Consider the following 14,804-nt stretch of genomic DNA (forward strand, 5'->3'; position numbering starts at 1 on the left):
TGATGATCCGGTCAATGATGTTTGCCCAGAGTGCGGAGGCGAACTGGATGAGGACAATTATTGCAGCGAATGCTGTGAGTTCTTCAATGAGGAAAATGATTCGAATGACTTGGATTCATATGAGGAACCGGATTATGATTCAATGGTGAACAATGGGGATAACATATGCCTTAACTGCACCTTTTGGAGCGTAAGCCCTTACGGCCGGTCCCATGGGATGGTCTGCAGGAAAGGCCAGATGCCTTACGGCCCTGATGATTCCTGTGAATTTTTCATTCAGGAACGCCACTTTGCAAACTATGGTGATGAGGGCCAGTTCCAGTTTGATGAAACCGACAGGGCAATTTCAAACAAGCTGGAAAATTGGAGGTCTAGCAGATAGAAAATCATTCCCTTTTTATAGATGTAACTTAAATTTTTATATCATAAAATACTAAAATTATAACTGTATTTAATTATTATCATAAGGAGAGGATTTTTCTGACAAAGTATATTATTATAACTGGTGGGGTAGTTAGTTCCATAGGTAAGGGTATCACATCCGCATCTATGGGAAGGATTTTAAGATCTTATGGTTTAAAAGTTTCAGCTATTAAAATAGACCCTTATTTAAACTGGGATTCTGGAACACTCAATCCATATCAGCACGGTGAAGTGTATGTCACTCATGACGGTATGGAAACAGACTTGGATTTAGGTCACTACGAAAGATTTTTGGATGTTGAGCTTGATGGATTAGCAAACATCACTACCGGTAAAGTTTACGAATCCGTTATCGCTAAAGAAAGAGAAGGAGGATACCTTGGCGAATGTGTACAGGTCATCCCTCACATCACTAATCGTATCAAAGAGATGATTAGGGAAAATTCCGAAAGCGATGACTATGATGTAGTTTTAGTTGAACTCGGAGGTACTGTCGGAGATATTGAAAGCCAACCTTTCCTTGAAGCGTTAAGGCAACTCAGAAATGAGGAAGGCCGTGAAAACGTTATGTTTGTCCATGTTACATTTATTCCCTACCTAAATGCAGCTGGAGAATTTAAGACAAAACCTACACAACATTCCACAAAAGAATTAAGAAGCGTAGGTATCAACCCTGACGTTATTGTCTGCAGATCACAGGAACCTATTGATGATGGATTAAGAGGAAAAATCGCTCACTTCTGTGACGTAGACTTCGAAGCGGTTGTAAACACTCCTGATGCCGGCACAATCTATGAAGTGCCTTTAGTATTGGAAGAGCATGACATGGGTAAGTTCATTGTCAATAGGATTGGACTGGACATTGAACCTGACTCATCCAAATTGGATGAATGGAGAGAAGTCGTCAAGTCATTAAAGATAACAGAACCTGTTGTCAACATTGGAATCATAGGCAAATATGTCGAGCTTGAAGATTCATACATCAGTATCAGGGAATCATTGCTCCATGCGGCTGCAAGCATTGGCGTTAAGGCCAAAATCAAATTCCTAAGTTCAGATGTCGATGAGCTTGACTTGGATGTAATGAAAGAATTGGACGGTATTCTGATTCCTGGAGGATTCGGAGAACGTGGTTTTGAAGGCAAACTTGATGCAGTAGAATATGCGATTGAAAACAATGTGCCATTGTTCGGAATCTGTCTTGGAATGCAATGTATGGTAACCCAATTTGCAAGAATGAACGGTTATCCTGGCGCCAACAGTTCAGAGTTTGACGATAATCTTGAATTCCCTGTCATTGACATGATGGAGGAGCAAAAGAAAATCAAGAACATGGGCGGAACCATGCGTTTAGGTTCATATGACTGCAAAATCGTTGAAGGCACCAAAACATTTGATTCCTATGGTGAAGTTGATATTGAAGAACGTCACAGACACAGATATGAATTCAACAACGATTACAGAGACGATTTGCAGGAAAAAGGTTTAATAATTTCTGGTACAAGTCCTGATGACTTTTTGGTAGAGATTGTAGAGCTTCCAAATCATCCATGGGCTATCGGATGTCAATTCCACCCGGAATTTAAATCAAGGCCTAACAGGCCACACCCATTATTCAAATCATTTTTAGAAGCTATTAAAGAGTATTCTAAAAATTAACTTTTTTCTTTTTTTTATAATTTTATACTTCAAAATCAATTTTACGAGCTTGTTTTCTATCTAATTAATATTATTGAAATTCCAATAATAGGATTATGAATTTCACTATTCTATTTTTAATTCAGATAACAGTTACTGTGTTATTTTCAATAATGGCGGTAATTTTTGATGTTAGGAGAAATACTGTTCCCAACTTATTGACTCGAAGCCTTTTGTTTTTCGGCATCATATCAAACGTTTTTTTGTCATTGATTTCAAATAACATTAAATTCATTTTAGCTTCAATTATTTCTGCACTTGTTACTTATGTTGTTACATATATGATGTGGCAATTGAATATTTGGGGTGGTGGTGATGTAAAGCTATTCACTGCCATTGCTTCAGTAATACCATTCGGAACAAGTATTGATTTTTTGAATGTTTTTCCTCAACTCTCAGTGTATCCCTTCTCATTCAGTGTTGTGGTCAACAGCATACTGGTCTCCTTTCCGTTTCTGGTTGCATTTGTAACTTATTTGATTTTCAAAAACAATGCTTTTAAAAGAAATGCTGATTTTCTGGTCAATATCTTGAATTTTCACAATCTCAAGTTTATCATTGACTCCAATCTCAACAGGATGGTTCCAGTTAAGGACATGAAGGAGGGAGCCATTGTCAATGAATACCAATTCAATGATGAATATGTCTCTGAATTGATAAATGAAATGGATGCAAACCTTAAGGTTTACCGGAACGGTGATGATTGTGAATTCAGGTATTACTTCAAGTCCCAAAGCGCTGGAGGCATAACAAAAGAGGAAATGTACCTTTTGAAGATAATGAATGCCCAGGGATTTATAGGCGATGAGATTTCAGTCAAGGTTGCATTTCCATTCACCCCTGCAATACTTTCGGGGCTGATGATTGCTCTGGTTTATGGGGATCTGATTGTATTGTTTACTAAAAATCTTGTTCTGGTGGTTTGATTGGTAATGGATAACAGAGGCCAGATTTCATTGGAATACCTGCTGATAACGGTAATCTCATTGATTGTGCTGATTGCATTTACTTTGCCTTTGATGGATTATGGCATGGGAACAGCCATGGACATTTCAGATTCCCTGAAGGTCAAATCGGATTTGTCCGACATTGCACTTGCTGTTAAAACGGTATACAATGAAGGCCAGGGATCAAAGCAAACTGTTCACATTCAACCAAAAGAAGGGATAAATGTCCATGTTGAAGGAAGCCATCTTTCAACTAGGGTGCCGCTTCATGACGGAGGATACAAAATGGTTAAGGTACCTTGCAAGTCAAATTTGGAGTCATCATCGGTTTATCTTAAGAAGGGAAGCAGCACAATAATTGTCGAATGGCCGGTTAATAGTGAAAACATGATGATTTACACCTGATTTTAACAAAAGTTATTTTAATGTAAATACTCAATAATATTAAGTATAATAGTTAAATGGCGTGTGAATTATGGATATTATTACAACAATAATTTATATCATTCTTTTTGTTATAATGATGATATTTGTCTTTTCAATAGGTATGCTTAGAAAATTCATGCCCAAAAAGGAAATAATTCTTGTGCTTATTGTAGGCTTTTTAATTGGGGCTATTGGAGGTGCATTTTTCCTGGAACCGATTTATAAGGAAATGCCTTCCGTTGTAAGCGTTGTTGAAAAGAACATGCCAAATAATGATGAAACATTATATCTGGACTTATCATCAACGAATGATATTAACGAATTAAAGAACAATCTTTCCCATACTGAAGGATTCAAATCTTTTGATGAGAACAGTATTACGATAACGTTATGGTCGTTTACCGATGTTGAAAAGGCTTATTTTGAAGATATCGTCGGAAATATCGATTCCCATTATAAAAATTATACTGTAAATTCATCCGGAAAAATAGACATAGAAATTGAAGACAATTATTCTTCTTCAGAAGCTTTAAAATCATTTTCAGATTGGTATAAGTTGGTATATGGTGATACATTATCCTATGCTCAAGTCCATGCCAAATTGGTTATCGCTTCATCATCCTTGGATCAGTTTGAACAGAATCTGATGGATAGGGGAATCGTTGCAAGCCATATCGAAGGTCCAGTTCAAAACAGAATCAATGACACCAATTCTTCAATGATTCCATCTACACAGTTTGTTCTGATTACAGGTGGGGTCGGAGTCATAGTTTCTCTGATTGGAGTTTTCTTCGATTCGGTAGTAGTCTATTACAGAAGATTTAGGAAATTCGTAACAGAAAAGAAAAAACGGTAATGGCCATGAATGTTGCTATCTTATTTTCCGGTGGAAAAGACAGTACGATGGCTTTGTATTATGCGTTGAAGGAGAAAGAAGATGTCAAATATCTTCTTTCAATGAAATCCGCTAATGAAGAATCCTACATGTTCCATGTTCCCAACATTCATGTAACCGATTTGCTTGCAGAAGCCCTGGATATTCCAATCATTTCTGCCGTAACTCCTGGAGTTAAGGAAGAGGAACTTGAAGATTTGAAAAGGGAGTTTGAAAAGCTCAAGAGTTTAGGCGTTGAGGCCATATATACCGGAGCCCTTTATTCAGTTTATCAGAAATCCAGAATAGAAAAGCTTGGATTAGATGTGGGGTTGAAAATCGTTTCTCCCTATTGGCATGTCGATGAACTTGAATACATGAGGGAAATCGTATCTTTAGGATTTAAGGTCATTATCTGCGGCGTTGCAGCATGGGGATTGGATGAATCCTGGCTTGGCCGTGTCATTGACGATGATGTAATCGATGAACTTGTCAAACTCAACGAAAAATATCAGGTCAACATAGCATTTGAAGGCGGTGAAGCCGAAACGTTGGCTATTGATGGTCCTATTTTCAAAAAAAGGCTTAAAATTTTAAAAGATAAAAAAGAATGGCATCTTGACAGTGGTGTTTACATTATTGAAGATGCAATTCTTGAAGAAAAGTAGCTACATGCCCATTTCTTCTAAAAATTCATTTATTTTTTCATAAAAACTGTCTATATCGCTTTCATTAATGAGTATTTTATCGGAAAGAGCTATTACAGTGCCCATTCCAAATTCCAATTCTGTCATGTCTCTTTTTAGGAACACGTTGAAATCTTGGGAATCGTCTTCCCTCATTCTCTTTTTCAGTCTTTCGAAACGCAGGTTCTGATTTGCAAATATGGAAAGAATTATGAAGTTGTCGAAGTTTTCCTTGAACATTTCAACTTCGTGATGGCTTCTGATTCCCTCAACGACAATCATGTTATCGAATCCTTCTTCCTGAAGCTTTTTGATTTTCTTGATTGTCAGTTCGGAAACTATATACTCTCCGTGTTCTTTTCTTAAATTGACGGCGGTCTCCTTGGAACCTTCACCTCTTTTTTTAGCTTCTTCTCTTACAATGTCTCCCATACTTACGATAATAGCTCCTTTTGCAGCAGCACTTTCGGAAACTAAGCTTTTTCCAGATCCAGGTAATCCTGAAATTCCCATAACTTGCATCATATTCACTCTTTTATTTTAATTTGTTGTAATGATTCTTTAAGATTCTCTTCATTGTCGAATTCGTTGACTAAATCTATTAAGAATTTTTTATCTTGCTCCTTTAAATCTTCAGCTATTTTTGTCATAAACGGAATGGCCCTTACGATATTGTCCATGATGGACACGTCTGACATCTTTGCGGTTCTGGACAATGGATTCAAATCAATTGTAATGATGTTCTTTCCGCTTTTCTTAAGGATTTCGGCCCTGTCCCCATCTTCAAGAGGAACAAGTATTGTGTCGGCTGAATATATTCCTGTTTTGCTTGCAGATGCTCTGCTGTTCTTGATGTCATCAATGTATTCGATATCGTCATCCAATGTTCCGAGTATGTCTTTGTAACCGTGGTCCTTGTATAGTTTTGTAATTATATTTACACGTTCATCGGTTCTGTAAAATAGGTTTATTTCGATTTTTGCATTGATTGCGTTTGCCAGTTCGATTATTTCATCGCAGGCAAGTGCGGTTGCATTTCCGTTGACGGAAATGACTGGATTATTTGATAAAAGTAAAGCCGCAACGGCGACATACATTGCTCTTTTTGCAGGATATGTTGTTTTCTCTCCAATTAAGTAATCGAATGCCTCTCCTCTTCCGTGGGCAATCATTCCTGAGTCCGCCAGATAGCCTTCCTTTGATGCCTTAACTATCTTGTCTCTTAAAAGCAATGATTCGTAGCGGGGATGTGATTTTGGTATCATATTTTCCTTTCTCCTTATTTTAAATCAATATTCATCTGAGCCAAATATCCCAAGAATGTTGTAATCAGCAATGTTGTTATAATCATTGGAATGAAATTCATTAAAAAATTGTTGTCTAAAATTATTGGGCGTGTATTTGGCAGAATTGAAAGTATGAAATCGCAGATTATGTTCATTATGGCAAATACGGCCCCTCCGAGAAATCCTTCCACAACTTCGTTGGTTTCAATAGTTCTGATGTAGAGTATTCCAAAAAAGCCTGTAATGACTATTGAGGTCACCGGAACGAGGATATTCACATAGGGGACATTGTCTATAAAAATCGGATTTAGATATGCGGTAACAAGATGTGTTATGAACCAGATGAGTATTCCGAATATTACTGCAAGTTTCAATTTCATATTTTTAAACCTTAGACTTTTATCAGTAATATTTTTGATTAAAAAATCTTATATACTTTTCTAACCTGATTAATTATTGCAATCTTGGTGAAATTTCTAAAAAAAAGTTTGGGATGGTTAGGTAAATAATCAGATGATTACCTACCTAACAACTTGTTTTTACAAGCTTTTAGAGAAATGAATTTAAATTTGGCTGTTTAATCTATCTCTCAGGCTACATTGTAGCCGATTATATAATATATACATTCAAGTATATAAACTTATTTATAATTTATAAAAATTCAAGTATACTTTATTAAAAACTTATATATTCAGTGATTTACTAAAATTAAATTGAATTATGTATAATGAGGAACAAGAGAACTATTATCAAAAGATGTTGGCTAACTCGATATCCTCTGCAAATCCTTGCGATGAGGCAAAAAGGAAAGCCAGATTGTTATCTCCATCCTACTACGAAGATTTGAAGGAGCAGCTGCTTATCAAATATGATGGAAAAAAGCTGACTGACATAAGAAATGCCAGTGTCGTTTCAACAGATCATGGAGATACATTAAAGATTACAACAACAGAAAAGATAGACTTCAAAATCGAGGACAACGATTTCAAAAGCCAAATAAATCATAACCTGAAGCTGCTTCCAAAGATAGGCGTTAAAAAAGAGGAAAACCTAAAAAGCAGCGGATACGAAACAATTGAATCACTTAAAGGCCATGATGCCTACGGCGATATCGCATCCAAGTTTCTTGAAAGAATTGATGATATGTCCTTTTGTGAAATCATCGAATTGCTTGACAATAACAAATATTCAAAGAAGTGCCGGGACAACCTGATTAAATGCATAAGCCTTACTGACCGTGAAAACTTCAAATTCATGGATATAGAAACTAAAGGCCTATCCAATGTTCCGATAATACTTATAGGCGTCAGTGAAATCAAAGGAAACAAGATAATATCCTCACAGTATTTCTTGAGGGACTACAGTGAGGAGGAAGCTATTCTTGACGGATATCTCTCACATCTTGATGAGGATTCAGTCCACGTCACCTTCAACGGCAAAAGCTTTGACGTGCCATTTATTAGGAACCGGTGCATATATAATAGAATTGATGCAAACCTGGATTTGCCCCATTTGGATTTGATGTATTTTGCAAAGAATCTATGGAAGGACCAGTTGCCTAACTGCAAGCTCCAGACAATTGAAAAGGAACTGTTCGGCCTTGAAAGGGAAGGGGATGTTCCGGGACAGTATATTCCAGGATATTACGATACTTATTTATCACAAAACAATATTGGGCCAATCGTGCCTATAATAGAACATAACAGGCAGGATATCGTATCTCTTGCAGGTTTTCTAGAGAGAATGTATGAGGATGTAAATTAATATGGGACTTTTTGACAGGTTTAAGAAAAAGGAAAAGGAAAGGAAAGCTATTCCAGATGAAGTTGAAATAGATGAAGATCAGCTCATTTTAAAAAAGATTGCAACAACCAGCAAGGACAGGTATGAAAGGGCTGCCGCTGTAAACCAGATTACAAACGAGTATGTTGCCTTAGACATTGCCAAAACCGTAAAGGACAGGGCCATAAGGCTCATTGCTGCAAACAAGTTAAAGGACGAACGTTTGCTTTGGGATGCTGCAGAAAACTCAAACTTCTTTGATGTTCGAAGCTTCGCCTATGAAAGGTTAGGAGAAAACAACAAGTCCATTGCAGAAATCGTATTGAACACCAAGAAAAATCCCGGTGCGGATGAAATATTCCAAAAGGTTCAGGATGAGGAAACCCTCAAATGGATAGCTATTGATGCAATTGACAAAAGATACAGAAAAGAGGCCGCAGAAAAGATAGAATCCGAAGAGGTTCTCAAGGATTTGGTTTTCAAATCAGATGACAGCTCTGTCAAAAAGATAGCTATCAACAAGGACGGATTCACGGATGAGGACATTCTCCAGAAAATAGCAACCGATGAAAAGGATGAGGAAGTGAAGGTTGCCGCAATAAACAAGATTGAAAATGAGGAGAAACTGGCTGAAATCGCAAAGTCAGAGGACAATGCAAAGATAAGGTCACTTCTCTTTGAAAAGATTACTGATATAGAATTGCTTAAAAGCATTGCTTTAAATTCAGATAAATCAGATGTCCGTCTTGATTTAATAACACAAATCGATGATGAGGATTTGCTCGCCCAAATAGCTTTAAATGATGCAGATAAGATCGTCAGAAGCGAAGCAGTTAAAAAGATTTCAAATGAGGATACCCTATTGAAGGTCATCAATAAGGACGAGGACAGATTCGTTCGCCAGATTGCAGTTAAAAACATCACAAATCCTCAGGACTTGATTGATATAGCTTTAAATGACGATGACCAGTTCGTAAGGAGCAATGCAATCAACAATCCAAACCTGGCCGATGAAAAGGATTTCGTAAACATTGCCATCAATTCAACACATGAGGATACTGCTTATGAGGCATTGGATCGTGTAAGTGATGAAAAGTCATTCATTGAAATATTGAAAAACGCCAAATTGGAGGATATCAGAAAGGTTACCCTGGACAACATTGACGATTTGGAAACCTTAATCAGAATCGTCCTTGCAAATAAGGATGAGGAGTTCTCCCTCAAAGCTTTGGATAAAATCAAAGTTGAAAGCTGCCTTATAAAGATATATGAGCAGGGAATTTCTGAAAACATTTCCGTTCGTGCCGTATCCAAAGTCAGAAATCAGAAATTCTTGACAAGTGTTGTTAAAAACGAACCTCAATGGAGGGTTCGTGAAGCTGCAGTCAAGCACATCGTAAGCAAAAAGGTTTTAAAAGAAGTTTCAATTTCCGATGATAGCGAATATGTACGAAATATTGCAAAAAAGAGGATGAATTTATAGGTAAAATTCAGGCTCTTTTCTTTTGCTGTTTGCCTCTTCAAATGCTGGTTTTTTAGCTTCAAAGGCTTCTCCGCTAAATTTTCTTGCATCTTCCGGACAGATGTTGATGCATGCGGTGCATCTGCTGCATAAGTCCAGATCTGTAGCTATCGGATCGTCTTCAGGTATGGCCTGTTCGGGACATATTGAAGCGCAGTCATAGCAGAATGAACAGAGTGTGTCATCGCAGCTTATGACAAAAGGAAGCTGTTTCAGGTCAACGTATGGCCTGTTTCCGGGAATTTCGCTTTTTAATGGTTCGCCGGATTCTATTTTTTCGCTGCATTTTGCTGCAAATTCGTTGATTTTTTCAATGTCTGATTCATCAGGCCTTCCGACTGCCACGCCATCGAATATTGAGTGGTGGCTTACTGTAGATGCCGCTGCAATCACGTTGAAATCGTTTTCCTTTAGGATATCAACAAGTTCGAGCAGTGCATCTGTCACGTGTGCATTTCCGTAGTTTACGATAGCTATTGCCTTTGTGTTGTTTCCCTTGAATTTGGCAAGCCTTTCGCTTCCGGTTTTCGGAAGCCTTCCTGCAAAGACAGGCATTCCGACAATCACGATGTCTTCGTTTGTAAATTCCTTTTCCTGGTTGAAGGTAAGCAGGTCATAGCTTTTTGAAGCAGAACTTAAATTGCCTGCAACTTGTTCAACTACCTTTTTGGTAGTTTCGGATGGACTGAAAAAAATTTTTGTTAGATTTGACATATTATCACTGATTTAACATATGTTCATCAATCAACATAAAAATTTCGGACTGTTTTATTCATATTTTTCAAATTAATTATTTGTTTTGTTTAATTTTTATTTTCAATTGTTTTTCAAATCTAAACTATTTGGTTCAATAAGCTATTTTCAGAGTATTTTGTTCAGATTTTTGAAAAACTTTAAATATGATATGTGGCCAAAATATGTATGTAGGAAGTAACCTTCCGACTCATAGTGAGGTGTAGAATGTGAGTGACAAAAAAACAGCAATGGTGGGAACACCATGCCAGATACTGGCTGCCACTAAAATCAACAGATACGAAGAACAGACAGGCGGATCACCTATTGATGTTAAAATAGGATTGTTCTGCATGGAAAACTTTTCATACTCATATCTTGAAAGATACTTGAAGGAACAGGGCATTGAACTGTACGAAGTAAAGGAATTCAGAATAGATAAAGGCAAATTCATAGCCAACCTTATTGACGGTAATGTATTCAAGATACCTATTGCCGAAACCGAACCGTTCACACGTAAGAACTGCCATATCTGTACCGATTATACTTCAGATACCGCAGACATATCAGTGGGTTCAGTCGGCTCTCCGACAGGATACTCCACAGTTATCGTCAGGTCAAAAAAAGGAAGACAGATAATTGAGGATTGCATTGAAAACGGCTACATTACTGTTGAGGAAATGTCTGATGCAGGGCTTGGCCTTTTGGAAAAAATTGCCAATCAAAAAATCTCTAAAAACACCAAAAGGTACAGGAAAAGGGAAGCCGTTGCAAGGCCGGTACTATCAAAACGTTCAGTTTCTGAAGAGGAATTCATCAAGGAATGCAGCTTATGCCAGTTTGAAAACCTTCAAAATGATGTGATAAGCGTAGGATCATGCGTGCTGTGCGGAGCCTGCGAATATGTCTGCCCAATCGATTCAATTCAGATTAATAGAAGAAAACCGGTATCCAAAAAGGAATGCGACGATGACTGCCACGCATGCTACTTTGCATGCCCTAGAACTTTCATCAGTGAAGAGATATATCCAAAAGACATTGACACAAAGCCTCTTGGAAACTATCTGGATATCTACTCCGTAAAGGCGGATTCAATAATAGGTCAGGATGGTGGAGTAGTCTCAGCAATCTTGGTATATCTGCTTGAAAACGGCATTGTTGATGAAGTGTCTGTCGTCGGCGAAGACAAGGACGCTCCATGGAGACCTCAATCAAAACTCACATCCTCAGTTCAGGACGTCATCACTGCGGCCGGAACTAAATACAGCACTACACCAATCGGATTTAAAGCCCTTAACAAATAGGGTTTTCAATCTACTTTTTTTTATAGAAACTATTTAATATCATTAAATCAATAAAAACTATTAGGTGATTAGATGGAATTAATGAGAGAGCTTTCTTTAGCGCCTGGTGTATCAGGCTCTGAAGAGGAAATAGCTAATATTATTACTCGTGAATTAAAAGGTGTAGCTGACAAAATTGAAAAAGACAGTATGGGAAACCTTATTGCAACTAAAAAAGGTGAAAAGAAAGCCCCTACCGTAATGCTTGCAGCTCACATGGATGAAATCGGATTAATGGTAAGATACATTGACGATAACGGTTTTATTAAATTCTCAAACATCGGTGGAATCAACGATCAGATGCTGATGAACCAGACTGTTACCATCCATTCCTCTATAGGGGAACCTATAGTTGGTGTAATCGGTTCAAAACCACCTCATGTTACAAAAGCCGAAGAAAGAAACAAAGTAGTTAAAGCTGAAGACATGTTCATTGACATCGGTGCAAAGGACAAGGAAGACGCCGAAAAGATGGTCAGAATCGGAGACAAGATGACCTTCAACTCATTGTTCGTGGAATATCCTAACAATCTGATTATGGGTAAGGCTTTGGACAACCGTGTAGGCTGCTATGTAATGATGGAAGTTTTAAAAAGAGTTGAAACCAGGGCTACCGTTTATGGAGTAGGTACAGTGCAGGAAGAGGTAGGTCTTAAGGGAGCAAAAACTTCATCATACAAATTGAATCCTGACTTGGCCATTGCACTTGATGTAACCCTATCCGGAGACCATCCTGGAATCAAGCCTGAAGAGGCACCTGTAGTGATGGGCAAAGGTCCTGCAATCATCCTTGCTGATGCAAGCGGAAGAGGTATCTTAACCCAACAGTCAGTTAAGGACATGCTGATCAAGGCAGGAGACGAAAATGAAATTCCATATCAGCTGGAAGTAAGTGACGGCGGAACCACTGACGGAACTGCAATCCACTTGACCCGTGAAGGAATTCCAACAGGCGTATTATCCGTTCCAACCAGATACATACACACTCCGGTAAGCGTATGTAGCATGGACGATATCGAAGCAACCATCCAATTGATTACCGAAGCTATAAACAATTTATAGCTTTTAATTTTCTTTTTTTTAATATCAGGTTAATTTATTTGCGTTAAGCATCTAGTTTAAAAGCAGCTCTAAACTTTTTCTTATTTTAAATGTTTGCAGAATTTTTTTTCAATTGCTGTTAATTTAATGACTAAAGGACATATAATGTAATTCATGTATATGATAGTTAGTTTTGACTGCAAATTTAAGACAAACCAACAAAATATTGAAAATATGCTTCAGCATTTTGGATTAAGAAAAATTCAAAGTTCATTATATGTTGGTGAAATGAGTAATGATGAAAGAAAATCTCTTGAGGGCAATATCAATGAAAAGATTCGTGAAAATGACAGTGTTTTGATAATTCCAATTTGTCAAAATTGTTATATGAAAAAAGGATATTGCGGACGTGAAATAAAATTTAAAAGTGATTTGTTTAGGGTGTTTTAATATGAAAATAGTAATTGACGGTTATAATAAATCAATTCATAAAAAAGATAACCAAATTGTCATACATGAAAAAACAGAAATTTTAGATTCAATTAAAGCAAGTCTAGTTAGCGATATAACAATTATAGGAAAAGGATATGTGACATTTGATGCATTAAATTTAATGGCTGAAAATGAGATAAAATTGATAGCTATTAATCCGAGAGGGCAGCTGACATACACGCTTGAAGCACCTAATTTAAAAAATATTAAACTTAAAAAAGAGCAATATAAATTAAGTGAAAATAGACGAGGACTTGAAATTTCAAAAGAGCTTATAAAATCAAAAATGAAAAATCAAAAATCGACATTGACAACACTTAATAAAAATAAACGGCTTAAAAGAGTTTTTAACCATAGGCACAAAATCGACGATTGTATAAATAAACTTGAAAAATTGGATTTAAGAGGAAATAATGAAGAAATAAGAATGAAAATGCTGGGCTTGGAAGGAAAAGCATCAAATGAATATTGGGCTGCTGTAAAATATTTCATTCGTCCGGAAATAGGATTTGATTCAAGAACAAAAAAACCAACAGATTTGTTAAATTCAATGTTAAATTATGGATATGCAATTCTTGCAAGCGAGATAACTAAAAGCATATTACTAAATGGGCTTGATCCTTACTGTGGTTTTTTACATTTTGATATGGATAAACGAACAAGTTTAACATTTGATTTGATAGAACCATTCAGGCAGCAAATTGTAGACAAAAGTATGATAAGCTTAATTAATAAAAAACAGGTCACAGTAGATGATTTGGATAAACGGAATAATACAATAAAGTTAGAGGCAAGAAAAATAATTGTAGAAAAAATCTTGGGAAAACTATTTTCAACAATTACTTATAATGATGAAGCAGTGAGTTATTCTGATTTGATTCAAAAACAAAGTGAAAATTTAGTTGATACATTGTTAGATAATCAAAAATTCAATGGATTTTACTTGCGATGGTGAGGAAATGTGAGGCATTTTTAAGTGAAAAATCCATGTCCTCAAAAATAATGAAAATAATTGCATAGGTGTTTTTAAATAATATACTTTTTGAGGAAATCCACTAGGAAATTGATGTGTGGAGATGTTGTCCTCAAAAAATTTTTTAAAGAAGAAATATAAAACTATTAAACAATTATTTAAAGGAAAATTTTGCAGTGTTTGTACTGAATGTTTTCAATGTAAAAATTCGAAACTAAATCTAATTTTGAATCTATTTTACATTTAATTGAATTTAAATGATCATCTTCTACTAAATGAGCACCCATACTAGATTGGGGAATAGTATTCCAACGAGTCAACATACCCCTGCAATTAATAATCTTTTTTGAACATCCATACTCAAAATCTGTTTTTCCCATATTATACCAATTCTCTATAATGTCAATGCTTTGTTGAATAGTAGATTCAAAGCCTACAGTTGATCTAGGAAGACAAACCAACGCTATATTATCCATATCATTGCTTATTTTTGTTTGTACTGAATGTTTTCAATGTAAAAATTCGAAACAGATTATTTGAAAATACCCCAAAACAGAGTGGGGGCATTGATAGGAAGCA

16 protein-coding genes are annotated in these 14,804 nt (G+C 36.4%); 12 read left to right on the forward strand and 4 right to left on the reverse strand.

What is annotated here, in order from left to right; all coding sequences use genetic code 11:
• From Q0W25_RS08005 to Q0W25_RS08030, 6 genes are all read left to right on the forward strand, one after another.
• Positions 1 to 382 (forward strand): hypothetical protein (locus tag Q0W25_RS08005; protein WP_298521002.1); only part of this gene is annotated, 382 nt, incomplete at its 5' end.
• Positions 383 to 441: 59 nt separating this feature from the next.
• Positions 442 to 2,082, forward strand: a complete 1,641-nt coding sequence (locus Q0W25_RS08010) for a CTP synthase (protein WP_298521025.1) — start codon at positions 442 to 444, stop codon at positions 2,080 to 2,082.
• Between the two features lie 95 nt (positions 2,083 to 2,177).
• Positions 2,178 to 3,047 carry a prepilin peptidase gene (locus tag Q0W25_RS08015; RefSeq protein ID WP_298521004.1) on the forward strand — a complete coding sequence of 290 codons (870 nt, stop codon included), beginning with the start codon at positions 2,178 to 2,180 and terminating at the stop codon, positions 3,045 to 3,047.
• Positions 3,048 to 3,053: 6 nt separating this feature from the next.
• Positions 3,054 to 3,473, forward strand: coding sequence for a class III signal peptide-containing protein (locus Q0W25_RS08020; protein WP_298521027.1), 420 nt, complete (start codon positions 3,054 to 3,056; stop codon positions 3,471 to 3,473).
• A 70-nt stretch (positions 3,474 to 3,543) separates the two neighbouring features.
• Positions 3,544 to 4,350: a hypothetical protein gene (locus Q0W25_RS08025; protein WP_298521006.1), complete on the forward strand. Its 807-nt coding sequence runs from the start codon at positions 3,544 to 3,546 to the stop codon at positions 4,348 to 4,350.
• 5 nt (positions 4,351 to 4,355) lie between these two features.
• Positions 4,356 to 5,036: a TIGR00289 family protein gene (locus tag Q0W25_RS08030; RefSeq protein WP_298521029.1), complete on the forward strand. Its 681-nt coding sequence runs from the start codon at positions 4,356 to 4,358 to the stop codon at positions 5,034 to 5,036.
• Here the strand turns inward: Q0W25_RS08030 and Q0W25_RS08035 are convergent, their stop codons facing one another.
• From Q0W25_RS08035 to Q0W25_RS08045, 3 genes are read right to left on the reverse strand one after another with little or no spacing between them, the layout of a single operon-like run.
• On the reverse strand, positions 5,037 to 5,576 hold the full coding sequence (locus tag Q0W25_RS08035; protein WP_367269908.1) for a nucleoside monophosphate kinase: 540 nt from the start codon (positions 5,574 to 5,576) through the stop codon (positions 5,037 to 5,039).
• Positions 5,577 to 5,581: 5 nt separating this feature from the next.
• Complete coding sequence (locus tag Q0W25_RS08040; protein WP_298521008.1) at positions 5,582 to 6,319, reverse strand: 4-phosphopantoate--beta-alanine ligase; 738 nt, start codon at positions 6,317 to 6,319, stop codon at positions 5,582 to 5,584.
• Positions 6,320 to 6,333: 14 nt separating this feature from the next.
• Positions 6,334 to 6,720: a hypothetical protein gene (locus tag Q0W25_RS08045; RefSeq protein WP_297824369.1), complete on the reverse strand. Its 387-nt coding sequence runs from the start codon at positions 6,718 to 6,720 to the stop codon at positions 6,334 to 6,336.
• 337 nt (positions 6,721 to 7,057) lie between these two features.
• On the opposite strand from Q0W25_RS08045, the gene Q0W25_RS08050 reads away from it, so the two are divergent.
• Together Q0W25_RS08050 and Q0W25_RS08055 are read left to right on the forward strand one after the other, a co-directional pair.
• Entirely contained in the window at positions 7,058 to 8,104 is a 1,047-nt protein-coding gene (locus Q0W25_RS08050) for a ribonuclease H-like domain-containing protein (RefSeq protein ID WP_367270532.1), read from the forward strand.
• Between the two features lies 1 nt (position 8,105).
• Complete coding sequence (locus Q0W25_RS08055) at positions 8,106 to 9,605, forward strand: HEAT repeat domain-containing protein (protein WP_298521012.1); 1,500 nt, start codon at positions 8,106 to 8,108, stop codon at positions 9,603 to 9,605.
• Here Q0W25_RS08055 and Q0W25_RS08060 read toward each other — a convergent pair.
• Positions 9,600 to 10,358 carry a ferredoxin gene (locus Q0W25_RS08060; RefSeq protein WP_298521014.1) on the reverse strand — a complete coding sequence of 253 codons (759 nt, stop codon included), beginning with the start codon at positions 10,356 to 10,358 and terminating at the stop codon, positions 9,600 to 9,602. The genes Q0W25_RS08055 and Q0W25_RS08060 overlap by 6 nt on opposite strands.
• Positions 10,359 to 10,606: 248 nt before the next feature.
• Here Q0W25_RS08060 and Q0W25_RS08065 point away from each other — a divergent pair, with 248 nt between their 5' ends.
• The 4 genes from Q0W25_RS08065 (at position 10,607) to cas1 (ending at position 14,207) form a co-directional block, all read left to right on the forward strand.
• Positions 10,607 to 11,680 (forward strand): Coenzyme F420 hydrogenase/dehydrogenase, beta subunit C-terminal domain, encoded by a 1,074-nt coding sequence (locus Q0W25_RS08065; protein ID WP_298521016.1) that lies wholly within the window; start codon positions 10,607 to 10,609, stop codon positions 11,678 to 11,680.
• 72 nt (positions 11,681 to 11,752) lie between these two features.
• The gene (locus Q0W25_RS08070; protein WP_298521018.1) at positions 11,753 to 12,781 is read left to right on the forward strand and encodes a M42 family metallopeptidase; all 1,029 of its coding nucleotides are present in this window, start codon (positions 11,753 to 11,755) and stop codon (positions 12,779 to 12,781) included.
• 159 nt (positions 12,782 to 12,940) lie between these two features.
• Entirely contained in the window at positions 12,941 to 13,210 is a 270-nt protein-coding gene (cas2, locus tag Q0W25_RS08075; RefSeq protein ID WP_298521021.1) for a CRISPR-associated endonuclease Cas2, read from the forward strand.
• A gap of 1 nt (position 13,211) precedes the next feature.
• Positions 13,212 to 14,207, forward strand: a complete 996-nt coding sequence (gene cas1, locus Q0W25_RS08080) for a CRISPR-associated endonuclease Cas1 (RefSeq protein ID WP_298521023.1) — start codon at positions 13,212 to 13,214, stop codon at positions 14,205 to 14,207.
• Positions 14,208 to 14,804 lie beyond the last annotated feature (597 nt).

The sequence above is a fragment of the uncultured Methanobrevibacter sp. genome (genome assembly GCF_947166415.1).
Lineage (GTDB): Archaea > Methanobacteriota > Methanobacteria > Methanobacteriales > Methanobacteriaceae > Methanocatella.